20 protein-coding genes are annotated in these 25,118 nt (G+C 37.9%); 11 read left to right on the forward strand and 9 right to left on the reverse strand.

What is annotated here, in order from left to right:
- Nucleotides 1–58: 58 nt before the first annotated feature.
- The 7 genes from H4J50_RS04770 to H4J50_RS04800 all read right to left on the reverse strand — a co-directional run bounded on the left by H4J50_RS04770 (nucleotide 59) and on the right by H4J50_RS04800 (nucleotide 8,400).
- Nucleotides 59–763, reverse strand: a complete 705-nt coding sequence (locus tag H4J50_RS04770) for an electron transport complex subunit E (protein WP_182254771.1) — start codon at nucleotides 761–763, stop codon at nucleotides 59–61.
- Nucleotides 760–1,401, reverse strand: a complete 642-nt coding sequence (rsxG, locus tag H4J50_RS04775) for an electron transport complex subunit RsxG (protein ID WP_182254772.1) — start codon at nucleotides 1,399–1,401, stop codon at nucleotides 760–762. Before rsxG ends, H4J50_RS04770 begins: the two co-directional genes overlap by 4 nt.
- On the reverse strand, nucleotides 1,401–2,465 hold the full coding sequence (gene rsxD / locus H4J50_RS04780; RefSeq protein ID WP_182254773.1) for an electron transport complex subunit RsxD: 1,065 nt from the start codon (nucleotides 2,463–2,465) through the stop codon (nucleotides 1,401–1,403). The genes rsxG and rsxD overlap by 1 nt, the downstream gene beginning before the upstream one ends.
- Before the next feature lie 9 nt (nucleotides 2,466–2,474).
- Nucleotides 2,475–5,138: an electron transport complex subunit RsxC gene (gene rsxC, locus H4J50_RS04785; RefSeq protein ID WP_182254775.1), complete on the reverse strand. Its 2,664-nt coding sequence runs from the start codon at nucleotides 5,136–5,138 to the stop codon at nucleotides 2,475–2,477.
- 13 nt (nucleotides 5,139–5,151) lie between these two features.
- Nucleotides 5,152–5,706: an electron transport complex subunit RsxB gene (rsxB, locus tag H4J50_RS04790; RefSeq protein ID WP_182254777.1), complete on the reverse strand. Its 555-nt coding sequence runs from the start codon at nucleotides 5,704–5,706 to the stop codon at nucleotides 5,152–5,154.
- Nucleotides 5,706–6,287 carry an electron transport complex subunit RsxA gene (gene rsxA / locus H4J50_RS04795; protein WP_108455721.1) on the reverse strand — a complete coding sequence of 194 codons (582 nt, stop codon included), beginning with the start codon at nucleotides 6,285–6,287 and terminating at the stop codon, nucleotides 5,706–5,708. The genes rsxB and rsxA overlap by 1 nt, the downstream gene beginning before the upstream one ends.
- Nucleotides 6,288–6,513: 226 nt before the next feature.
- Entirely contained in the window at nucleotides 6,514–8,400 is a 1,887-nt protein-coding gene (locus H4J50_RS04800) for an EAL domain-containing protein (RefSeq protein WP_108455722.1), read from the reverse strand.
- Between the two features lie 488 nt (nucleotides 8,401–8,888).
- Here H4J50_RS04800 and rimP point away from each other — a divergent pair, with 488 nt between their 5' ends.
- The 10 genes from rimP (at nucleotide 8,889) to H4J50_RS04850 (ending at nucleotide 21,949) form a co-directional block, all read left to right on the forward strand.
- A complete protein-coding gene (gene rimP, locus H4J50_RS04805; RefSeq protein WP_182254779.1) occupies nucleotides 8,889–9,350 on the forward strand; it encodes a ribosome maturation factor RimP in 462 nt (153 codons plus the stop codon).
- A gap of 28 nt (nucleotides 9,351–9,378) precedes the next feature.
- Entirely contained in the window at nucleotides 9,379–10,875 is a 1,497-nt protein-coding gene (gene nusA, locus H4J50_RS04810; protein WP_108455724.1) for a transcription termination factor NusA, read from the forward strand.
- A 21-nt stretch (nucleotides 10,876–10,896) separates the two neighbouring features.
- On the forward strand, nucleotides 10,897–13,584 hold the full coding sequence (gene infB, locus H4J50_RS04815; RefSeq protein ID WP_182254781.1) for a translation initiation factor IF-2: 2,688 nt from the start codon (nucleotides 10,897–10,899) through the stop codon (nucleotides 13,582–13,584).
- A gap of 135 nt (nucleotides 13,585–13,719) precedes the next feature.
- On the forward strand, nucleotides 13,720–14,127 hold the full coding sequence (gene rbfA, locus H4J50_RS04820) for a 30S ribosome-binding factor RbfA (RefSeq protein ID WP_108455726.1): 408 nt from the start codon (nucleotides 13,720–13,722) through the stop codon (nucleotides 14,125–14,127).
- Between the two features lie 2 nt (nucleotides 14,128–14,129).
- Nucleotides 14,130–15,074 carry a tRNA pseudouridine(55) synthase TruB gene (truB, locus tag H4J50_RS04825; protein ID WP_182254783.1) on the forward strand — a complete coding sequence of 315 codons (945 nt, stop codon included), beginning with the start codon at nucleotides 14,130–14,132 and terminating at the stop codon, nucleotides 15,072–15,074.
- 138 nt (nucleotides 15,075–15,212) lie between these two features.
- Nucleotides 15,213–15,482, forward strand: coding sequence for a 30S ribosomal protein S15 (gene rpsO, locus H4J50_RS04830; protein ID WP_085330930.1), 270 nt, complete (start codon nucleotides 15,213–15,215; stop codon nucleotides 15,480–15,482).
- Between the two features lie 312 nt (nucleotides 15,483–15,794).
- On the forward strand, nucleotides 15,795–16,730 hold the full coding sequence (locus H4J50_RS04835) for an alpha/beta fold hydrolase (protein ID WP_108455728.1): 936 nt from the start codon (nucleotides 15,795–15,797) through the stop codon (nucleotides 16,728–16,730).
- Nucleotides 16,731–17,299: 569 nt separating this feature from the next.
- Nucleotides 17,300–19,423, forward strand: a complete 2,124-nt coding sequence (pnp, locus tag H4J50_RS04840) for a polyribonucleotide nucleotidyltransferase (RefSeq protein ID WP_182254785.1) — start codon at nucleotides 17,300–17,302, stop codon at nucleotides 19,421–19,423.
- Nucleotides 19,424–19,555: 132 nt separating this feature from the next.
- Nucleotides 19,556–20,473, forward strand: a complete 918-nt coding sequence (gene nlpI / locus H4J50_RS04845; RefSeq protein WP_108455730.1) for a lipoprotein NlpI — start codon at nucleotides 19,556–19,558, stop codon at nucleotides 20,471–20,473.
- 18 nt (nucleotides 20,474–20,491) lie between these two features.
- Nucleotides 20,492–21,949: a hypothetical protein gene (locus H4J50_RS04850; RefSeq protein WP_182254787.1), complete on the forward strand. Its 1,458-nt coding sequence runs from the start codon at nucleotides 20,492–20,494 to the stop codon at nucleotides 21,947–21,949.
- Nucleotides 21,950–22,024: 75 nt separating this feature from the next.
- On the opposite strand, the gene H4J50_RS04855 is transcribed toward H4J50_RS04850, so the two are convergent.
- Nucleotides 22,025–22,270: a hypothetical protein gene (locus H4J50_RS04855; protein ID WP_108455732.1), complete on the reverse strand. Its 246-nt coding sequence runs from the start codon at nucleotides 22,268–22,270 to the stop codon at nucleotides 22,025–22,027.
- 155 nt (nucleotides 22,271–22,425) lie between these two features.
- Here H4J50_RS04855 and H4J50_RS04860 point away from each other — a divergent pair, with 155 nt between their 5' ends.
- Complete coding sequence (locus tag H4J50_RS04860) at nucleotides 22,426–24,153, forward strand: SufS family cysteine desulfurase (RefSeq protein ID WP_259366162.1); 1,728 nt, start codon at nucleotides 22,426–22,428, stop codon at nucleotides 24,151–24,153.
- 20 nt (nucleotides 24,154–24,173) lie between these two features.
- Here H4J50_RS04860 and tcdA read toward each other — a convergent pair whose 3' ends face one another.
- Nucleotides 24,174–24,959: a tRNA cyclic N6-threonylcarbamoyladenosine(37) synthase TcdA gene (tcdA, locus tag H4J50_RS04865; protein ID WP_182254789.1), complete on the reverse strand. Its 786-nt coding sequence runs from the start codon at nucleotides 24,957–24,959 to the stop codon at nucleotides 24,174–24,176.
- Nucleotides 24,960–25,118 lie beyond the last annotated feature (159 nt).

Consider the following 25,118-nt stretch of genomic DNA (forward strand, 5'->3'; position numbering starts at 1 on the left):
ATATTTCACTATTTTCAAACTTAACTTAACTTAACTTAACTTAAATGGATATGTTGGTTTAACTTTCAAAGTTTACACGCACTCGCTCAATCGCTTGCTCTAATTTTTTAGGTTTAGCTGCGGCTATTTTTTGATCGATGGCGTTTTTACCTGCAATTAAAAAGCCCATAGCGATAAAAGCACCAGGGGGTAAAATTGCTAATAAAAATTGACTATCAAGTTGATAAACAACAATTTTTAGTTGCGTTGCCCATTCACCTAAGAATAGATTAGCACCATCAAATAATGTCCCTTGTCCTAAAACTTCGCGAATAGCCCCTAATACCATCAATACCGCTAAGAAGCCAAGCCCCATCATTAATCCATCGAAACTTGCTTGCTTAACAGGGTTTTTAGATGCGTATGCTTCGGCACGACCAATAATCGCGCAGTTGGTAACAATAAGAGGTAAAAATATCCCTAATGATTGATATAAATCGTAGGTGTATGCATTCATCAGCAACTGCACACAGGTAACAAATGTGGCGATAATAAGCACGAAAATAGGAATGCGAATTTCTTTTGGCACCCAATGTCTTATAGCCGACACGGTTGCGTTAGAACAAATAAGTACAAATAATGTTGCTATGCCTAAACCTAAAGCGTTTACTACTGTTGAGGTTACCGCTAGCAATGGACAAAGGCCGAGCAATTGTACTAAGCCAGGGTTATTTTTCCATAAACCTTGCCACGCTAATTCTTTATATTCAGGATTTATTTTCATGGTTCAACTCCACAATTACTGGCAGTAGTAAAAATGCGATCTTGATTGTTTTGAAAGTAGTCGATTGTTTTTCTAACTGTTTTAACCACGGCTCTGGGGGTAATTGTTGCGCCAGTAAATTGATCGAACATACCTCCGTCTTTAATCACAGCCCAGCGACTGTCATTTTCGTCGAGTAATTTTTTACCTGAAAACTTCTCTATCCAGTCACTTTTTCTACGTTCGATTTTATCACCTAAGCCAGGTGTTTCTTTATGTAATAAGGTTCTAACGCCGCTAACACTACCATCGGTATTAATAGCAATTAACAGTTCAATATTGCCACTGTAGCCGTCGGGAGCAACTGTTTTTATTGCTGCTGCAGTAGGAGTATTATTAAGCCTTGCACGATAAATAACATCGATTACTAAGTCTGAATTATTATCTTTTGGCGCTAAAATACAATCACGAAACATTTCATTATCATGATTCGCCGTTTGAATAACTTGATTCAACTGTCGAATTAACTTTTGTTCAGCTTGCAGTTCAATGCGATCGGCAGTGAGTAACTGTACGATTGCGACAGCCGCTGTACACACAATGGCGAATAAGCCTAATATCATTGAGTTTTTACTGATTGCTGGCGTTAAATCAGACATTATTTTTTCACCCCTAAATTATGTCCGTAAGTACGCGGTCGAGTGTATTGGTCGATTAAAGGAGCTGCCATATTACACAGTAAAACTGCGAATGCGATAGCATCAGGATAACCACCAAACTTTCTGATCAAGAATACTAATAAACCGGCAAGCGCGCCAAAAACTAATCTGCCTTTAACACTGGTTGCGCCTGAAACAGGGTCGGTTAGAATGAAAAACGCGCCCAGCATTGTTGCTCCGGTAAACCAGTTAAACATAGTTGATGTGCTGCTGTCAGGGCTGATAATAAAAGCAATAAAACTACAGACGAATAAACTGACTAAGAAGCTAAATGGCGTAGTCCAGTGAATAGCCTTTTTAAAGAGTAAAAATAATCCACCGAGTAAAAACCCAGCATTTATCCACTCCCAGCCCAGCCCAAAATGCTTACCAATAACGGGGGCATTCATGCTTTCAACTACTGTTAATCCCAGTGTTAAATTTGTTTTTACGGTATCAAGAGGCGTTGCCATGGTAAATCCGTCTATATGGGTACGAATTTGCTCAACTGAGTAACCTTGAGGCGTATAACCAGAGAAAATAATGGCGAAAGTATCATTGAAATTTATATCCATGGCGAGCAATGATAATGGAGGTTGCCATTGTGTCATTTGTACAGGGAAGGAAATTAATAGCATGACATAAGCTGCCATGGCGGGATTAAATGGATTATGTCCCAAGCCACCATAAAGCTGTTTAACCACAACAATTGCAAATATGCTACCTATAATGGTTATCCACCAAGGCGCTAAAGCAGGCAGACTAATACCCAATAATACAGCGGTTAATATGGCACTTCCGTCAAATAGTTGCGTTGATACTTTTTTTTCTCGTAGAGATAAAATGGTAAATTCGGCAACGATTGCTGTCGCTACAGCTAAAGATATATGTATTAAATTACCCCAACCAAAAAAATACCATTGAGCAAATATACCTGGAATTGTGGCATAAATAACCAGCCTCATCAGGGCCGATGTTTCGCTTTGTTGATGATTATGCGGAGAACTTGCTATCCAAAATGCCATGGTGCTAATTTACTCTGAAGTTGATGATTTATCGGATGAAGCGGCCAGTTTTTTTGCTTTCGCTTTAGCGACTGCGGCTGCAACTCGTGCTCTTTTGTTTTCAGCATCTTGCTTATTGTTACTGTCAGCTTCGTTTAATACTTTTTCTGAAGATTGAATAGATGCTTGCTGAGACTTAACGGCCATTTTTTTTGCCTTCGCCTTAGCAACTGCAGCAGCAATTTTTGCTTTTCTATCGATATCAGTATTATTTGTTACAAGCGTTTGCTGTTCGCTTTGTTCGCTTTTTTCGGCTAAATGTTCGGTGTGCTCTGCTTCATTAGTCGAAGTACTCTCTTGTGATAGAGTCGCTTTCGTGGTCGAAATTGTGCTGCTTTGAGGCGTTTTATCCGTATTTAACTTATGTTCAGATTTCGCTTGCGCCTTTAACTTTGCTTTAGCAATTGCGGCAGCTATTTTAGCCTTTTTATTAGAAGCTTGGCTCAACTCTTCATCTGCAGCGACGTCTTTTTCTGCTGTATCAATTTTTAATGATACTGTTTCCGGTTCAGACGCTTCAGCTTTTACTTGTGTATTGGTTGATGCATCACTTTGGTCAACAGCGTTGTCTGATACGGCGTCTTTTTGACGTTTTTTTACTTTAGCTTTAGCAATTGCAGCAGCTATTTTAGCCTTTTTATCAGAAGGTTGGCTCAATTCTGCATCGGGAGCGCTCGCTTTTTCTGCTGTGTCTATTTTCAACGATACTGTAGTCGGTTCAGACGCTTTAATATTTACTTGTGTATTTGTTGATGTATTACTTTGGTCAACAGTACTGTTTGATAGGCTGTCTTTTTGATGTTTTTTTGCTTTAGCTTTAGCAATTGCCGCAGCAACTTTAGCTTTTTTATCAATAACAACGGGTGCTGGTTGCACTTCGGTAAGTGAACTTGAAGTTTCGTTGTCTTGTAGCGTATCTAGCGAACTCATTTGATCTTGTTTTTTCTGAGCTAATTTTTTCGCTTTGGCTCTGGCAATAGCGTTCGCAACTTTACTTTTGCTTTCACTCACTTCTTCAGTCGATGTAGCCTCTGATTCAGGCGTTTGTGGAGCCGTAGCATTTAAACTCGCTTGTGCCTTTTTAGCTTTCACTCGTTCTAGTGCATCAGCTACCGCAGATTTTTCTGATTTTGCCGCTGTAGTACCAGAATTCATTCTAGCTTTACGAGCATCAGCCGCTTTTTTATGTTTTTCGGCTCGGGCAACTTTTTCACGTTCAAGCCTAAGTTTACGAGCTTCAAACCTTACTTTGGCTTTTTCGGCCTTAATGTCGAGTAATTTTTGTTGGCGAATTTCTGCTTTAGCAACGCGGTAGTAGTGTACCAATGGAATTTGGCTTGGACAAACATAGGCACAAGCGCCGCATTCAATACAATCAAATAAGTTCAGCTTAGCTAGCTGTGGTTGATCTTTTGCTTTAGCGCTCCATTGTAATTCTTGCGGAAGCAATTGCGCAGGGCAAACATCAGCACATTGTCCGCAGCGTATACATTCTACTTCTTTACTGCTGGTTGATGAAAAGGGTGAGGCTATTTCGATTTCACTTGGGGCTAATATACAGTTAGTACTTTTTATGATCGGCACTTGGTCATGAGGTAAACTAAAGCCCATCATAGGGCCACCCATAATTAAGTGCCGCTTTTCACTGTTTTGATAGCCACATTGGTTGGTTAGAAATCCAACGGGAGTACCAATAAGTGCCCATACATTTTGCGGTTTTTCAAGTGCTTGCCCGCTAATGGTAACAACGCGTTTTATCAGCGGCGTGTCGTTAATAACTGCATCAGCAATAGCAAAACAAGTAGCGACGTTTTGCATTACGATACCTAAAGAGCTAGGTAAAACGCCTGAGGGTACTTCCTGACCTGTTAGTATTTGAATCAGCTGTTTTTCGCCACCGCTTGGGTATTTTGTTGGTATAACACAAACTTGGATATGTTCGATGTTAGCCGTGGCCTTTTGCAATACATCAATAGCTTTGGGTTTGTTGTCTTCAATACCAATAAGAATATTTTTTGGCGATAACAAATGGTCGATAATTTTAATGCCATCTAGAATCGTTGGGCTATGTTCTTGAATCAACAAATCATCGGCTGTGATATAAGGTTCACACTCTGCAGCATTGATTATTAAATAATTGATTTTAGCTAAAGTGCTTACTTTGATTTGCGTTGGAAACCCAGCGCCACCCATACCCGCAATACCTGCATTAGCTATTTTTTCTAATATTTTTTCTTTGCTTAATAATTTATAGTCAGGGCAAATTTGACGAGATTGCCAAGTGTCTTCACCATCAGGTGTTAATATAATACAAGTTTCGCTTAACCCTGAAGGATGAGGGATGGCCATTAACTTAATAGCGGTAATAGTGCCACTAGTTGGCGCGTGAACAGATAATGACATTGGGCTATCATTTACACTTAATGCTTGCCCTTTAAGTACCTTGTCGCCAACGTTGACAATTAACTTGCCCGCTTGACCAATATGTTGGCGTAGTGGGATTATTAACTGTTCAGGTATTTGTGCACTGGCAATAGGTTTAGTGCTAGTGAGAAACTTCTGCTCAGGCGGATGAATGCCGCCATGAAAATGCCAGAAACTTCCGCGTTTGATTCGTTCAATTACCGATTCCACCCAAACCTCTTTTTTAATCTATCTGTACAACAGGAATATTATTTAAATCCCATTGCCAGTTTTGTGTAGTTGTGGCGAGTGGGATCATCTCTATACAATCGACTGGACATGGTGCAACACATAAGTCACAACCAGTACATTCGTCAGCAATGATAGTATGCATTTGCTTGGTGGTGCCGATAATGGCATCAACAGGGCAGGCTTGAATACACTTGGTACATCCAATGCAGTCTTCTTCAATAATAAAGGCAACTTTTGGCGAGTTATCTGTTTCATGATTACCGTCAAGAGGCTGTACTTCTACGCCCATTAAATCAGCTATTTTTTTTATGGTATCTTCACCGCCCGGAGCACATTTATTAATGGCTTCTCCGTTAGCAACAGCTTCTGCATAGGGTTTACAGCCAGGGTAGCCACACTGACCACATTGTGTTTGAGGAAGTAGGGCGTCTAATTGTTCAGCAAGTGGGTCGCCAATAACTTTAAATTGTATCGATGCGAAACCTAGTAATGCACCAAATAAAGCGGCAAGTAAACCGACAACGAGTATTGCAATGAGTGTGGTCATTAAAACTTAACCAAGCCAGTGAAGCCCATAAAGGCTAATGACATTAAACCAGCAGTGATCATGGCGATTGCTGAGCCTTTAAATGGAGTAGGTACGTCGGCATTGGCTAATTTTTCGCGCATGGCTGAAAACATAATTAATACCAATGAAAAACCAACAGCAGCACCAAAGCCATAAATAATAGATTCGAAAAAGTTATGCTGTTCTTGAAAATTCAAGAGTGCAACACCTAACACAGCACAGTTGGTGGTGATAAGTGGTAAAAATATACCTAATAGGCGATATAAGTTAGCACTTGTTTTGTGTACGACCATTTCGGTAAATTGCACAACAACCGCAATCACTAAAATAAACGTCATGGTAGTTAAATACTCTAAGCCTAATGGCGCAAGTACATAGCTATTAACGATGTAGCTTAGTAATGAAGCTAATGTCATAACAAATGTTGTAGCAAAAGACATACCGATGGCGGTTTCAGTTTTGGATGACACCCCCATAAAAGGGCATAAGCCTAGAAACTTAACCAAAACAAAGTTATTTACTAATACTGTGCCAACAAGTAGCAAGAGATAATCAGTCATTCGCTCAATATATTACCGTGAAAATTCGCACTATTATCCGTGTTTATCAAGCAATAAACAACATACGAACCGTAAGGATATTCATTTTAATGCCTCGTAAGCTAAATGTATGATAAAAAACTGTATTAAAGTTAATCAATTTTGTAAGCATCAAGCTATTTCTTAAGTGATAAGAAATAAAAAAGCCACTATATATTAGTGGCTTAAAGAAAAATTTATTAATTGTTTATGAAGAAGATATGGTTCTTGGTTTACCAATATAAAAACCCTGACAACCATCAACAAATAGTTTCTCAAGCATAAATTTCTCTTCTTGGCTTTCAACGCTTTCGGCTAATACACTGATACTTAATCTGTGAGCTAAATCTACCATCAAGCGCATAAAGTATTGATTGTTTTTATCTTCGTCGATATCACGTGTATAAGTACTATCCATTTTAATAAAATCAGGCTTTAAATCTCTAAAGAATTTAAATGAAGTTAAACCAATACCAAAACGTTCAACTGTAATTCGTGCTCCGACTCTATGCACCATATCAATAAAGTTTTTGCTGGTTTTTATATTATGTTGCAAACCACTTTCTGTGATTTCAAAGACAAGTTTTGAAGCAATAACCGTATCGCGTAGTAATCTTCTCTCAAGCCAAATAAGAAAGTGACCATCGTTAATTGAACGAGAGCTAACATTAATTCCAAAGAAGTTATCTTGCATATTTCTATTGGCAATTTCTTTTATAGCCGCTTCTATGATCATTTGATCAACCGCTACTATTTTATCCAGCTTTTCAGCCATAGCGAAAAAAGAGGCGGTAGGTAAAACATCCTCATTACTATTTAAGAAACGCGTTAGGATTTCACCGTATACTCGATTGTTTGGACTGCTTGGTTTGATGGGTTGAACCAATAAATTAACTCTTTGATTAGCGATTACACTATCAATTTCTTGACGCCAGTTTTGATTTCCGTAGCTAGCACTACTATTGTCAAGAATACTGGTGTCGGTTTGAGCATACCAAGCGTTAACTTTTTGTGTTTGCGCAACACTAATGCCGGTATCGGCTAGTGCTAATAACTCACCTAGAGGTTTGTCATTATCAAAGTAAACCAAACCGGTATAACCAATAGAGTCTAAATCAGAGGCTTGTTGGTATTTATTAAAACTGTTAGTGAGCTCTGTCGCAAATGCTTCAGCACTCTTTAAACTAATATTAGGGATTAATGTCGCAAAATCTGAACTATTTAATCTAAATACTTGCGCTCCTTTATAGCGACTAACAGCATTTTTCATAATATCCGCAACTTTTCGGATATACGTATCACCTTCATGGTAACCATGTATCTGATTAATGGTTTGTAATTCAGAGCATCGCGTAATAGATAAAACACCGAAATCTGAACGACTATCAGCATTTTCAAAAAACTGTACAAAGCGGTTACGGTTTTCTAATTTAGTTACTGGCTCAATGTAAGCGTCTTTTTCTAGTAAAGCTGTTGCGCTTATTTTATTTGCAATGAGTGCTCTAAGGTCAATTATGCTTTGTTCAACTTGAGGTAATGCAATTCCCTCAGCATTAATCTTACCAACACTATCCTTACCTGAAATAACTTGTTCTAGTTCGCGTTTAACTTGATCATCAATTTTTTGTGCGAATTTACGTGACTTTGCAATACTTAAAGGTGTCGTAAAAATAGCGAAGATTAACGAAATGATAAATACCGCTAAAACTGTTGTTTGTAAAAAGCTTAACTCAGTACTGGGGTCTAATTGAAATTGAATGATCAGATTTGAATTTTTTAATTTAACTTGGCTTATAGGGGCTAGGATAAATTCATCTATAAAGGAAGGTTTGCTCTTTTCATTGACAATAACCTCACCCTCTACATTAATAATATTAATGTATTGATAACGATTAAACTTAGCAAGTTGGCTAGCAAGTTGTTCATTACTTCCAAAATTAACTTGTTCGTCCAACGAAAGTAAGATTTGTTGATGTTGACTTTGTTGCTCAGCGGTATGCGATGCTAGCAGAAAAACACCAGCAACTGCTACACAGGCACATAAGCCTAAAGTAATAAAAAAATTTCTTAATAGTAAACGAGAATATGTATACATATAATTCCAAAGTGTCTTTATGTACTTTCAAATAGGGTTGAAAATTATCCGCAGATAACAACTTTTATCATAAATTGTACTAATTTACTAACTATCTGATAATGCCGCAATAATTATTATAGTAATGTTAGGGGAAATAGTAACTATTCTTTTATAACATGTGCGATAAGTTTATAGTCATCACCTAAAAGCGGTGTGAAAATTAGCTTGCTATAAAAACAGCAACTCTATATAATTTGCGCAGCTTTAATATAGCAATATCTCACTGAAAAGATTTTTTATCGAAGTTTGATAACAATCTAAGATATTGTTGTACAGAACCAAGAGTGTTATTGCTTGGTTTACATCGTGGGTTCAGTGAATAAGCCCCGCGTATTGGGGCTTTTTTGTATCTTAACTTTGTGAAAAGGTGCAATAGCAGCAAGGTATATCGCTGGGCTTTAAGCCCTTTTTTTGTTTCTGGACTCTTCCAAATTGGAGAAAAGTGATTGGCTAAATTTGAACACAAATTAACCGCAATGTTACGTCCTGCCGTTGAAGAAACGGGTAAGGAATTATTAGGCGTTGAATTTATCAGTGCCGGCAACCATTCGGTTTTAAGATTATTTATCGACCATGAAAATGGTATCGATGTTGATGACTGCGCTGAAGTAAGTCGTCAAGTAGGGGCTATTCTCGATGTAGAAGACCCAATTAGTAGTGAATATAGTTTAGAAGTTTCATCACCGGGGCTTGATCGCCCACTTTTTGAAAAAGCGCAATTTGAAGCGGTTGTTGGTGAAACGGTCGAAGCGAAAATTTCAATGCCATTAAATGGTCGTCGTAAATTCAAAGGTAAATTAGTTGCCGTTGAAAACGAAAGTTTGATTGTAATGGTTGATAACGAGGAATATGAACTTGTTATCAGTAACATTGACAAGGCTCACCTTGTTTATAACCACACCAAATAATTTATAATAATGAGAAAGGCTAACTAGCATGAGTAAGGAAATATTACTGGTCGTAGATGCTGTTTCTAATGAAAAGGCATTACCACGAGAAAGCATTTTTGAAGCGATGGAAACAGCTTTAGAAACAGCGACAAAAAAGAAATATGAAGGTGACATTTTAGTTCGTGTAAGTATTGACCGTGCAACGGGTGAGTTTGAAACTTTTCGCCGTTGGTTAGTTGTTGATGAAAGCGAAACACCGATGGAAAACCCGTATGCTGAGATGAGTTTAGCAGCGGCGCAATATGATGAACCAGAGTTAAACGTTGGCGATTTTGTTGAAGACCAAATTGAGTCTGTTAAGTTTGACCGTGTAACAACGCAAACAGCAAAACAAGTTATTGTACAAAAAATTCGCGAAGCTGAACGTGGACTTATTGTTGATGCTTACCAAGAGCAAATTGGTGAAATCATCACTGGTGTTGTCAAAAAAGCAAGCCGTGATAGTGTCATTTTAGATTTAGGTAACAACGCTGAAGCGATAATTTATCGTGATGACATGTTACCACGCGAAAGCTTTCGTCCAGGCGATCGTATTCGTGGTTTACTTTATGAAATTAAACCAGAAGCACGCGGCGCACAATTATTTGTAAGTCGTACTAAACCTGAAATGTTGATTGAACTTTTCCGTGTTGAAGTGCCAGAAATCGGTGAAGAAATGCTTGAGATTAAAGGCGCAGCTCGCGATCCTGGTTCTCGTGCGAAAATTTCAGTTAAAAGTAACGACAAACGTATCGACCCAGTTGGCGCGTGTGTTGGTATGCGTGGTTCACGTGTGCAAGCTGTTTCAAGTGAGTTAGGCGGCGAACGTGTTGACATCGTTTTATATGATGACAACCCTGCACAATACGTTATCAATGCAATGGCACCAGCTGAAGTGGCTTCTATCATTGTTGATGAAGACAAAAACACGATGGACATTGCTGTTGAAGAAGGCAATTTAGCCATGGCCATTGGCCGTAGTGGTCAAAACATACGTTTAGCTAGCCAGTTAACAGGCTGGGAACTTAACGTGATGACTGTTGCTGACATGAACGAAAAGCACCAAGCTGAAAACGATAAAGTATTAACACTATTTATTGATAAGTTAGATCTTGATGAAGATTTTGCTTTGATGTTAGTAGAAGAAGGTTTTACTTCGTTAGAAGAAATTGCTTACGTACCTGTTGCTGAAATGCTTGATATTGACGGTATGGATGAAGACATTGTTGAAGAATTGCGCGAACGTGCAAAAGCAGCAATTACTACTCAAGCACTTGCAAGTGAAGAAACACTTGAAGGTGCAGAGCCAGCTGAAGATTTATTAAATCTTGCTGGCTTAGAACGCCATTTAGCGTTTGTATTAGCGAGTCGTGGTATTACAACATTAGAACATCTTGCAGAGCAAGGCGTTGATGAAATATCAGACATTGAAGAATTAGATGAAACCAAAGCGGGCGAGCTAATTATGGCTGCACGTAATATTTGTTGGTTTAACGAAGAATAACTCATCGGGAGAATTATATAGATGGCAAACGTAACAGTAGAACAACTTGCCAAAGAGATCGGTACACCGGTGGATCGCTTAGTTAGCCAATTGGCTGACTCAGGTGTGAGCAAATCGGCGACCGATTCTGTTTCGCAAGAAGAAAAAGAAAACCTACTTGATTATTTGAAAAAGCAACACGGTGATGACTCAACTGCTAACCCAAGCAAAATGACATTAAGCCGTAAGAAAAAATCTACGCTGGTTTTAGGCCACGGTAGCAAAGCTAAATCAGTTCAAGTAGAAGTACGTAAAAAGCGTACCTATGTAAAACGTAGTGACTTAGAAGAACAACAACAAGCTGAAGTTGAAGCGAAAGCTGCAGAAGAAGCACGTGTTCAAGCTGAAATTGATGCAAAAGCGAAAGCTGAAGCTGATGCAAAAGAAGCTGAGAATGCACGTGCAGCTGCAGCCGCAAAAGCAGAAGTACAGGCAGAAGCTAAAGCAGAAGCTAAAGTTGAAGCCGAAGCTAAAGCTAAGCAAGCTGCAATCACTAAAGCAAAAAATATTGAAGATGCGCCTAAAGCCGCGCCAGTAGTTGCAGAAACTGAAGAAGCTAAAAAATTACGTCTACAACAAGAAGCAGAATTAACAGCGAAAGCTGAAGAAGAAGCTAAATTGTCTGCAGAAGTAGCACGTAAACTTGCTGAAGAAAACGAGTCTCGTTGGAAAGAGCAAGAAGCTGAGCGTAAAGCGAAAGAAAAAGAAGTGGTACATTTAACATCTTCTAAATACGCGCAAGAAGCTGAAGATAAAAGTGACTCTGCCGATGAAAGTGGTCGTCGACGTAAGAAGAAAAAGCCAGCTGGCCAAGATAGAAATAATCGTGGCGGGCGTAATGCAAGAGGCAAAGGTAAGTTAAGCTTATCTTCTCCGCAAAGCTTAAAACATGGTTTCACGAAACCAGTAGAAATTAAGCTTAACGAAGTACGCATTGGCGAAACTATTTCAGTTGCTGAACTAGCAAATAAAATGTCTGTTAAAGGCGCTGAAGTTGTTAAAGCGATGTTTAAAATGGGTGCAATGGCAACCATTAACCAAGTGATTGACCAAGAAACAGCGGCATTAGTTGCTGAAGAAATGGGTCGTGAAGTGGTACTTGTAAAAGAAAATGCCCTTGAAGAAGCGGTACTTTCAGATCGTGGCCATACAGGTGAAGCGATTACACGTGCACCGGTTGTAACTATCATGGGTCATGTTGACCACGGTAAAACATCATTACTTGATCACATTCGTGAAGCAAAAGTAGCTGACGGCGAAGCCGGCGGTATTACTCAGCATATTGGTGCATACCATGTAGAAACAGGACACGGAATGATTACATTCCTTGATACTCCTGGTCATGCGGCGTTTACGTCTATGCGTTCACGTGGTGCTAAAGCTACTGATATCGTTATTATTGTTGTTGCAGCAGATGATGGTGTAATGCCGCAAACTGTTGAAGCGATTCAACATGCTAAAGCATCTGATGCGCCGATTATCATCGCAGTTAACAAAATGGATAAAGAAGGTGCTGATCCAGATCGTGTTAAGAGTGAGTTATCACAACACGACGTACTTTCTGAAGAGTGGGGCGGCGACGTTCAATTCTGTCACGTATCAGCTAAAACTGGCTTAGGTATTGACGAATTACTTGATGCAATATTACTTCAATCTGAAGTATTAGAACTGACAGCTGTTGTTGATAAAATGGCTAACGGTGTTGTGGTTGAATCTAAACTTGATAAAGGTCGTGGCCCAGTTGCTACTGTACTTGTTCAAGAAGGTACATTGAACCAAGGTGATATCGTACTTTGTGGTTTAGAATACGGTCGTGTTCGTGCCATGCGTGATGAGAACGGTAAAACTATTCAATCTGCAGGCCCATCTATTCCAGTAGAAATTATTGGTTTAAGTGGTGTGCCAATTGCGGGTGATGAAGCAACCGTTGTTAAAGATGAGAAGAAAGCGCGTGAAGTTGCTTTATTCCGTCAAGGCAAGTTCCGTGATGTTAAACTTGCTCGTCAACAGAAATCTAAACTTGAAAACATGTTTGCTAACATGGCTTCAGGTGAAGTTTCAGAAGTAAACGTTGTACTTAAATCAGATGTTCAAGGTTCACTTGAAGCAATTTCTGATTCATTAACTAAGCTTTCTACTGACGAAGTTAAAGTACGTATTATTGGTAGTGGTGTTGGTGCTATTACTGAAACTGATGCAACACTTGCTGCTGCTTCTAATGCGATTATGGTTGGTTTCAACGTTCGTGCTGATGCAACTGCGCGTAAAGTGATTGAAGCTGAGAAAATCGATTTACGTTACTATAGTGTTATCTATGCATTGATTGACGAAGTTAAAGCAGCAATGAGCGGTATGCTTGCTCCTGAGTTTAAACAAGAAATCATTGGTTTAGCACAAGTTCGTGATGTATTTAAGTCACCTAAGATTGGCGCAATTGCTGGTTGTATGGTTACTGAAGGTATTATCAAACGCTCAGCTCCAATTCGTGTATTACGTGATAACATCGTTATTTACGAAGGTGAGTTGGAATCGTTACGTCGCTTTAAAGATGACGTACAAGAAGTTCGTAACGCTACTGAATGTGGTATTGGTGTTAAGAACTACAACGATGTTCGCGTTGGTGACCAAATTGAAGTATTTGAAACGGTTGAGATTAAACGCACACTTTAATCGCGTTTAGTTTTCATGGTTTAGTTAAAATGGGGGCTTAGCCTCCATTTTCATTTACAAAATATACCTAATATTCAAATTGAGAACGGCTATATCCGTATTACTTGAACCCGTATTAGGTTGTAGGAATTATTTATGGCAAGAGAATTTGCTCGTACTGATCGAGTTGCACAAGAAATTCAAAAAGAAATCGCGATGATTATTCAACGCGAAGTAAAAGATCCACGTTTAGGCATGGTTACGGTGAATGCAGTAGAAATTACCCGTGATTTAGCTTATGCAAAAATATTTGTTACCTTCTTTACATTAGAAGGACAAAACGTTGATGTTTCAATTGATGTATTAAATGAAGCTTCAAGTTATATTCGTACTTTGTTAGCTAAACGTATTAATGCGCGCATTATGCCTGAGCTTAGATTTATCTATGATAGCTCTATGGTTGAAGGTGTTCGCATGGGTAACTTAGTAGACAAAGCCGTAGCTGAAGACATGAAAAATCACGAAGGTGAAATCGACGAAACACAAAAGCCAGAGAGTGAATAATAATGGCTAAGAAAAGAAAAGGCCGTGCTATTAACGGTGTTTTGTTACTCGATAAACCTTACGATATGTCATCTAACAATGCATTGCAGCGAGTAAAGCACATTTACTTTGCACAAAAAGCAGGGCATACCGGTGCATTAGATCCACTCGCTACCGGCATGTTACCGATATGTTTGGGCGAAGGGACTAAGTTTTCTCAGTTTTTGCTTGATACCGATAAAACTTATCAAGTTACTGCGAAATTAGGTATTCGTACCACAACCAGCGATGCTGATGGTGAAGTGGTAAGCGAAAAACCTGTTGAAGTTACAGCTGAGCAACTCGCCACAGCATTAGCGACATTTCGTGGTACAACGCAACAAATTCCTTCAATGTACTCTGCATTAAAGTATCAAGGGCAACCTTTATATAAATATGCTCGTGAAGGGATAGAAGTACCGAGAGAATCGCGTGATATCACAGTGTTTAGGTTAGATTTATTACGTTTTGAAGGTGATGAAGTCGACTTAGATATTCATGTATCTAAAGGTACTTATATCCGCACCATTATCGATGATTTAGGTGAGCTTTTAGGATGTGGTGCACATGTTGCCAATCTTCGTCGCAGTGCTGTGGGTAATTATCCAACCGATAGAATGGTGACAATGGCAGCATTAGAGGCATTGTTAGCACAAGCAGAAGCTGAAGAAGTAGCTCCGTCGGTTTATTTAGACCCTTTGCTATTACCTATGACCACCGCATGCGATGGTATACCAGCGGTATTTGTTGATGATATGTCAGCAAATTTTTTACGTCATGGTAACCCTGTTCAATGTTCTGGCGGTCCAAGTGATGGCTTAGTACAGGTTTTTATTGGTGATGATGTCGATACCGGTGAGTTTATTGGTGTTGGTGAAATTGACGATGATGGTTTAGTTGCCCCAAAACGAATTACAGTTGTTGGTTAATTTTACGCAGGAGATGGTGTCATCAGTAAAAGTTGCATTTAGAGCAATTACTGATAGAATACGCGCTCTTAGAACGTCTTGCTGATTTAGTGTTCGGCTTGACGCGATTTTTAAAACACTAAAATTAAGGTAAATATTATGTCTTTAAACGCTGCTGAAAAAGCTGCTATCGTTGCAGAATACGCCCAAGCTGAAGGTGATACTGGTTCTCCAGAAGTACAAGTTGCATTGTTAACTGTACAAATCAACCACTTGCAAGGTCACTTTAAACAGCACATCCATGATCATCACTCACGTCGTGGTCTATTACGTATGGTAAGCCAACGTCGTAAATTACTTGATTACTTAAAAGGCAAAAACGTTGAACGTTACACTGCTTTAATCGGTAAATTAGGTCTACGTCGTTAAGACTAGATTTAAACAAAGAATATTCAAAGGAGCCTAATGGCTCCTTTTTTGTTTTTGGCTTATCGATTTATAAAATTTAGTTATATATTTGTTATCTTAAAAGCAAAGCTACAAACACAGTTGTAAGAGTAAGAGTAAGAGTAAGAGTAAGAGTAAGAGTAAGAGTAAGAGTAAGAGTAAGAGTAAGAGTAAGAGTAAGAGTAAGAGTAAGAGTAAGAGTAAGTGTTGCTTTGCTACGGCACTTTGGTTAGTTTATTTATCTCTAATATTTTTGATAAATAAACTGTTAATTATAAGGCCTACCTAAAGTTGATGATTTTAAAATATAGTTTATACCTTGTGCTCATTGTGGTTGTTTTCCTCGGTGTTTATCTTTATGCGAATATAGCATACGACAAATCAGTAGAAGAGCTGAGTAAACGCTGGGCAACTGAGCCCTCAAAATTCTTAAGTGTTGCAGGGATGAATATTCACTATAGAGACGAAGGCCCTAAGTCTGACAAAGAACCTATTGTTTTGATCCATGGAACTAGTGCGTCATTACATACTTGGGACGGTTGGGTAGAGGTATTAAAAGAGCAGCGACGAGTTATTCGCTTCGATTTACCTGCTTTTGGTTTAACAGGACCCGATCCACAAAATAATTATTCTATTGAACGTTACGCTGAAGTTGTTATTGCCGTATTAGATGCATTAAAGATCGATAAAAGTGTATTAGCGGGCAATTCGTTAGGCGGTTATATTGCTTGGGCAACTGCCGTATTTCATCCTGATAGAGTATCTAAATTAGTTTTAGTCGATGCTAGTGGTTATCCTTATGATCCTGAATCAGTACCATTGGCTTTTAAATTGTCTCAAAACCCGTTAGCAAGTCGCTTATTAAAAAATGTTTTACCTAAATCAATGGTAGAAAAAAGTGTTAAAAATGTTTACGGAAACCCTGACTTGGTAACCGATGAATTAGTAAACCGATACTACGAATTATCTCTGCGAGAAGGAAATCGTAGTGCTTTAAAAGCACGGTTTGAACAAACACTCCCCGGAGCTTTAATGGATAAAATTGGTACCATTAATGTACCGACACTTTTAATCTGGGGTAGAAAAGACAAATTAATACCACTGAAGTTTGGTAAAAGATTTAAGCAAGAAATAGTGAACAGCCAATTGATTGTCTTTGATGATTTAGGCCACGTTCCTCATGAAGAGAATCCTCAAAAAACCGTTTTAGCAGTGTTAAATTTCTTATAGCACGGTTACTTATCAAATACATGTAAAGCGCTTTGTTTTATAGGGTAGTAAGGCTTAACTATCCTATAGATAAGCTTTCTTAAGCGGTTATTAAATCTCAACTTTATAGTGTTTATTTTTATTGTTTTTTTAGAAATGCTTAGATAAACTGAAAGATAAACCAATGGCTGTTTTTTATAACCTTAATGTAATGTTTGTTCATACTAGAAATTAGCTACAGCGGTGATAATTTAGCCTGTTGCTTTGATAACAATGTTAACCTCTGACAAATATCCAGACCAATTAACCGTAGTGCTAATTGTTAAAATAGCTAATATCGATTAAATCCTTCAGTTTTTACTCTTTTAACTTCAACATTTTGCCTTTGATGCTAGTAAAAATATAACTGTTAAGTATAATATGTCGTGCAAATTTTGTATTTACAAAATGCTAATCAATCAAACTGTATAATTTTTTGTTCAACTTAGCGCGTAACTTATTGGTAACGCGATAATACTTAGTGATTAACTAAGTGAATAAATAATTGTACAGATTGATTAAAATCAAAAGAAATTTAAGGAACTAACTAAATGTTTAATCCAGTTACTAAAACATTTGAGTTCGGTCAACATACCGTAACTCTAGAAACGGGCGTAATTGCTCGTCAAGCCACTTGTGCCGTTATGGCTAGCATGGACGATACATCAGTATTAGTCTCTGTTGTTGGTAAAAAAGAAGCAAAACCGGGTCAAGACTTTTTCCCATTAACAGTTAACTACCAAGAGCGTACTTACGCTGCTGGTAAAATACCAGGTGGTTTCTTTAAACGTGAAGGTCGTCCTTCTGAAGAAGAAACACTAATCTGTCGTTTAATTGACCGTCCAATTCGTCCGTTATTCCCTGAAGGGTTTACTAACGAAGTTCAAGTTGTTATCACTGTTGTTTCTGCTAACCCAGAAATCGCCCCTGACATTATCGCTTTATTAGGTACTTCTGCAGCATTAGCTATTTCAGGTATGCCTTTTAGTGGTCCTGTTGGTGCAGCGCGCGTTGGTTATACTGACGGCAAATATATTCTTAACCCATTACAGTCTGAACTAGCTAACTCGCAATTAGATCTAGTTGTTTCAGGTACTGACTCAGCTGTATTAATGGTTGAATCAGAAGCTGACGTACTTTCTGAAGAAGTTATGCTTGGCGCTGTTATGTTTGGTCATGAGCAAATGCAAACAGCTATCACAGCAATTAAAGAAATGGCTGCTGAAGTTAACAATCCTAAATGGGATTGGGTTGCACCAGTGAAGAACGCTGAACTTATCGCTAAGATTGCTGAGCTTTCTGAAGCACAAGTTAACGAAGCTTACCAAATTACTGAAAAAGCAGTACGTTACGAAAAAATTAAAGAAATTCGTGATGGTGTTGTTGCATCTTTATTGGCTGATAATGCTGAACTTGACGTTCAAGAAGCAAAAGATTTATTCCACGGTTTAGAGAAAACTGTTGTTCGTGGCCGTATCACTCAAGGTTCTCCTCGTATTGATGGTCGTGACCCAGAAATGATCCGCGCATTAGACGTAATGACAGGCGTATTACCACGTACTCATGGTTCAGCTGTATTTACACGTGGTGAAACTCAAGCATTAGTTGTTGCTACTTTAGGTACACAACGTGATGCACAGCGTTTAGACACTATCATGGGTGAGAAAACAGACAACTTTATGTTGCACTACAACTTCCCTCCATACTGTGTTGGCGAAACAGGTTTTGTTGGTTCTCCTAAACGTCGTGAAATTGGCCATGGTCGTCTTGCAAAACGTGGTATGTTGGCTGTTATGCCTTCAGCTGAAGAATTCCCATACTCAGTTCGCGTAGTTTCTGAAATTACTGAATCAAATGGTTCATCTTCAATGGCTTCTGTATGTGGTACTTCATTAGCACTTATGGATGCTGGTGTACCAATTAAAGCATCTGTAGCGGGTATTGCTATGGGTCTAGTTAAAGAAGGCGACAACTTTGTTGTTCTTTCAGATATCTTAGGTGATGAAGATCACTTAGGCGATATGGACTTTAAAGTTGCGGGTACTACTGGTGGTATTACTGCACTTCAAATGGACATTAAAATTGAAGGTATTACACAAGAGATCATGCAACTTGCTTTAAACCAAGCTAAAGCTGCACGTACTCATATCTTAAGTGTTATGGATGAAGCTATTGGTGGACATCGTAACGATATCTCTGAATTTGCTCCACGCATTCACACGATGAAAGTACCACAAGATAAGATCCGTGACATTATTGGTAAAGGTGGCGCAACTATTCGTCAATTAACCGAAGAAACTGGCACTACAATTGAAATTGAAGATGACGGTACGGTTAGAATCGCAGCAACAGATGGCGATCAAGCGAAAGATGCAATTGCACGTATTACTGCATTAACAGCAGAAATTGAAGTAGGTACTGTTTACACTGGTAAAGTAGTACGTATCGTTGATTTCGGTGCTTTTGTTAACGTATTACCAGGCAAAGATGGTTTAGTACATATATCTCAAATTTCTGAAGAACGTGTTAACGCGGTAAGCGACGTTTTAACAGAAGGTCAAGATGTCGTTGTTAAAGTACTAGAAGTTGATCGTCAAGGTCGCGTACGTTTAAGCATGAAAGAAGCGATGGAAAAGCCAGTAGCAGCAGCGCCTGAAACTGACTCAGCAGAGTAACTTTACTGTTATATATTAGTACAATGGGTATGTAGTGTTTTTTAGCTAATATCTTGTACACAAAAAGGGAGCTTAATTGCTCCCTTTTTTATATACTCAATAACATAAATACTTACTAGGGTTCTGTTTTTCGTGCGCTTACTTCCTAATACTCAATTTTCAAAAGCTTTATTTTCCAAAGTATTACTTGTTTCAGGTTTATTACTCACTCAAGCTTGTTCAACAACAAATAATCAACAATCTGCAATTGGTGACTTGATCATTGCCGAGCCTATCGCGATTAGCTATAAGAACGAAATAGCATTAGCTCGATTAACACAGGTGTTGTTGCGAGCTGAAATTAGCGATGGACAACGAGCTGAATTGCTTTATCAACGTGGTGTTGAATACGACAAAGTAGGTTTGCGTGCCTTAGCTCGTTTTGACTTCAACCAAGCCTTAACGCTAAAGCCTGACATGGTAGACGCTTATAATTTTATCGGTATTCACTTCACACAGTTACAAGAATTTAATCAAGCATATGATGCCTTTGACTCAGCAATAGAGTTAGCACCAGATCATGAATTTGCCTTGTTGAATCGCGGTATCGCGCTGTATTATGGTGGTCGTCCGATTTTAGCTTCCGAAGATTTTGAAGCTTTTAGACAATATCAACAAGATGATCCTTACCGTGTTTTATGGCAATATCTAGCAGATTCAGAAGTAGACAAGTTACAAGCCGGTAAAGAATTAAGTTTAAATGCTCAGCTTATTGAAGAAGATATTTGGGCTAAAAATATTATTAAACTTTATCTGGGTGAAATGAGCCAAAATGCCTTTATAAATAGATTAGCTGATAATGTGAGTTCAAGTGAAGCATTAACAGAGCGCTTATGTGAGGCTTACTTTTATTTAGGAAAATATAGCCAAATGCAGGGTGATGTATATGCAGCACTTAACTTCTTTAAACTTGCCTTAAGCACTAACGTATATGAGTTTGTTGAGCATAGATATGCCAAACTAGAGTTAGATTTAATGCGCCAAACTATGCAACAATCTAGTCCACTTTAAACATTTTTTTAGTGAACTATGAATACTTTTAAAAAGCTACTTATAAGCTTAGTTATTTTAATATTGCTAAGCTTATTTTTTTTAATCGTATCGTATAATGAAAAAATTGATAATGCTGATATAACACGTAAACAGTTAGACGTACTTGAGTTTCTCGATCTATTTACGGCGACTAATACCGATGAAAGGCTAGCTAAATTACAAGCCGATCATAATAATAAGGCGTGGCTGCATTTAGCACAGTACCATGCAGAGATAAGTTCAAATACAGCGTATCAGCTAGGTATCTATTTCCTTAACAATCAAGACCTAAACTCAGCCATACTGTGGTTTCAATCTGCGGTCCGTCAGCAACATATTGAAGCACGCTTAGCGTTATCTATCGTGTATTTTGATTTACAGAAATATTCAGAAATTCAACCCTTACTTTTACCTATAATATCAAATGAAAAAGCATTGGCATTGCTATATAGATTAGCTTTATATCAAGGTAACCTTTCATTTATTGATACTTATAAAAGTAAATTAAGGCAAAGTGAAAATACTGCTCTATACAAAGAGCTTGAGCAATATTCTGTGTTTAATCACAATAAAGATGCATTGCAAAACAATAACGTTATTTCAATAAATCTTAAATCAACATCAGCATTAACATCAAACTGTTCAGTTGATGTTCAACTTTTTGCAACAAATTTAGCTGGTCTTAGACATGGCCGCGCATTAATTTCATCATTTGAGCAACATAAGCTGTCAAAATATATTTGTTTGCAAGCACCAAAATATATCCCAACCCAAGCGGTAAATTGTCAGCATTCAGTCGTTGAGAAAATAAGTTGTAACGCTAGTGTTTGGTTAACTCGCAAAGATATTACTACGCGCTATATTGGTTTAATTGTTGAACAGGGAAAGGCCAATGTTGATAACGGTATTATGTATATTGACCAAAATGATACTTTTGATGTACTAGTGCATGAACTTAGCCATTTCATTGGTTTTGTTGATGAGTATCCGTTACCTAAACAACACCAAAAATGTCAACAAGTCCAAGGCGAGGCGTTTTCTCATAACCTTGTGGTATTAAGCGAAAGTTACCAGGGCAATAAGAAATCCCTTAGGGAGAGTATTTTGTCTCAAATTCCATGGCGCAGTTTAATAAAAGATACCACACCCATTTTATCGAAAAGTGAACAAGGCTGGCAGTTAGCAACGCCAAAAGCACATCAAGATGACATTGGGTTGTTCATTGCTGATACTTGTCTTAATGGGAGTAATGTTCAGGCATTTAAGCCCATATCTGGAAGAACAAAATTAGAATATTTTGAGTTGGCTTTGCCAGAAATATATGTGAATTTATTTCTATTAGCTCCTCGGCATTATCTCATGCCAAGTTATCATTATAATATCAGTCAAAACTTAGTTGAAAAGGGCGAATTTAGTGATGCGATTAAAGTATTGCAGGTAACATTATTTGATTAATTAAAACTTAGCTATTTGAACATCTGTAAGAAGACGTTCATCAGCTAAGCTTTTATGCTGTTTTATTATGTGAAGCTAACTCACATATTGTTTAAGTAAGATTTTTCTGGGTTCCTCCTGCACATTTAACTTAATTTCATTTTTTAATTGTGAAGCTGAATTTACATATTCTTGCTGCTGTAATATGACGTTGCTTCTTACTTTTGCTATCGGCCACATTGTATTGTTATTAAAAGTTAAGAGCTCTTGTTCTAACGTAGCTTGATTGTTTTTGGCGCAGTTAAGTTCTTTTCTTCGAATAAACCATGAAAATAATGCCATAGTATTTTTTCCTCCATCTACACCCTATCCATCTACACCCTATAGGTATAGCGTAAGTTTTCAATTTTTGCCCATTGATATTGAATTTATTTATCTTAATTAAAGAATTTCCTGACTTTAAAAGTGATAACTTAAGATATAATTGTGGCAACTTAATGAAATCGTTATTACATTTTATGGAAAAATTTTCTTATCCTCATTTTCGTCAACAATTTCCTTTATTAGCAGGCATAGTAAATGGTCAGCCTCTAGTCTATTTTGACAATGCTGCAACGACTCAGAAACCTCAATGCGTTATTGATAGCCATAAAGATTATTATCAAGCGAACAATGCTAATGTTCATAGGGCATCACATTCAGTTAGTGCCCGAGCAACAGTCGCCTTTGAAGCTGTACGCGAAAAAGTCAAAACGTTTATTAATGCTAAAACTAGCAAAGAAATAATTTGGACTAAAGGTAGCACCGAAAGCATTAATTTAGTGGCTCAAAGTTGGGGTCGTTCTAACTTGCAACCGAATGATGAAATAGTATTAAGTTACAGTGAACATCATGCCAATATTGTGCCCTGGCAAATTGTTGCAGAGCAAACGGGTGCGAAAATTAAAGTATTGCCATTAACGTCAACGGGGCAAATAGATGTTGACCAACTTGAGGATGTAATTAATCAGCGTACTAAGATTGTATGTTTTGCTCATATTTCTAATGTAATAGGTAAAATTAATCCTATTGAAGACGTTATTCGTGTTGCTAAAAAATATAACGCACTTACTTTAATCGATGGTGCGCAGGCGATTGCTCACGTAAATGTTGATGTTAATAAGTTAGACTGTGACTTTTACGTGTTTTCTGCACATAAAATGTATGGCCCAACAGGTGTTGGTGTACTTTATGCAAAACAAGTTTTGCTTGAAAGTATGCCACCATATCAAGCGGGCGGTGAAATGATTAAAACCGTGAGCTTTGAAAAAACAACATTTAATGAATTACCTCATAAATTTGAAGCGGGTACGCCCAATATTGCCGGTGTAGTAGCAATGGGGGCCGCAATTAAGTTTATTGAAAAGTATGATCATCTTGCATTATTAGCATACGAAAATAAATTAAAAGATTATTGCTTCGAGCAACTATCAACAGTGCAGGGACTCAGCTTTATTGTTAATAATGTACCTGATATTCCTGTTTTTTCTTTTACTTTAGCAGGCCAACACAATCATGATGTTGCTTCTGCGTTAGATAGTGTAGGTATCGCGGTACGCTCTGGGCATCATTGTGCAATGCCTTTAATGCAGTACTTAAAGAGTGATGGCTGTATTCGTTTATCTTTATCTGCTTATAATAATGTTGAAGAAATAGATTTTACTGTGCAAGCGATTAAAAAATTAACTGCTGGCATATCAAAAACGTCAAACAGTTTAAGTGAAATAAGCCATATTGAAAATGTTGCTTCTATTCCACATACTAGTGCTGATTTTGATGTAGAGAGTGTCATAACTTTATTTTCTAAAGCACAAAGTTGGGATAGTAAGCATCGTGAAATTATGATGTTAGGAAAAAAGCAATTACGTTTGCCTAACGAAGTTAAAACTGATCAGTCTTTAATTTCAGGTTGTGAAAGCCAGGCATGGCTGTTGTGTGAAAAAAAGCATAACGACACCTTTATATTTAAAGGCGACAGTGATGCCAAAGTGATCAGAGGGCTATTAGCTATTGTATTAGCCGCTGTAAATAATAAAACGGCATCACAAATTGTTGCCTTTGATATGGATAACTACTTTACAGAGTTAGGTTTACTGCAACATTTAAGTCCATCGCGTGGCAATGGACTTTTAGCTATTGTGAAAAAAATATATTGTTTAGTCGAGATGGATTTTGAAGATAACTAACGTATTTGAAAGGTTAGCCCTTAGCTAAGGGCTTTCTTTAAATATTTTTCCATAGACTTACCCACGGCAAAAAACGCAAAGCATGCGGTTACATGAGTTGCTGCACCGAAGCCGCCGCTGCAATCTAATCGCATAGAGCCATCGTTTGACTGTTTTGCATGACAAACATTTCCGTCTGGGTCTGGGTAACGCAACTGTTCACTAGAAAATACCGCATCAATAGAAAACTTTCGCTTAACATTACGCGAAAAATTATACTCTCTGCGTAATTGGTTTCGTACCTTAGCTAATAATGGGTCTTGATAGGTTTGACTTAAATCTGCAATAGCAATTTTACTTGGATCTATTTGTCCACCTGCACCGCCAATAGTTATTAGGGGTAATTTATTTCGCTTACAATGCGCTATAACAGCACTCTTAACATTGACTGAATCAATCGCATCGATAACATAATCGTAAGAGTTTGACAGAATTTCACGCACGTTTTCTAACGTCACAAAGTCTTCTATCGTATTAACAATGCACTCAGGGTTAATTTGTATAATTCTATCGCGCATCACATCGACTTTACTCTGCCCAATAGTATGAGTCAGTGCATGTATTTGGCGATTAATGTTGGTTATGCATAAATCATCAAGATCAATTAAGGTTATCTGGCCAATACCGTTACGGGCTAAAGCTTCTGCAACCCAAGACCCAACACCGCCAATACCTATTACACAGAAGTGAGCTTTTTGAAGCGCTTCGCTCTGCGTATTACCATAGAGACGAGCAATACCACCAAATCTTAATTGATAATCTGACATTATTTATCCGTTAGCGAGAAAATTCGCTGCGCATTATAGCAGTACCCTAAAGTAAAGCTACGAATGTAAGTAATTAACTATTTACTGAAGTTATTTTATACAAAAATTCACCAGAGATTTTAAATATACCTATAACAGGTATTTATTATGTTTATTCCC

The sequence above is a fragment of the Colwellia sp. 6M3 genome (genome assembly GCF_014077595.1).
Lineage (GTDB): Bacteria > Pseudomonadota > Gammaproteobacteria > Enterobacterales > Alteromonadaceae > Cognaticolwellia.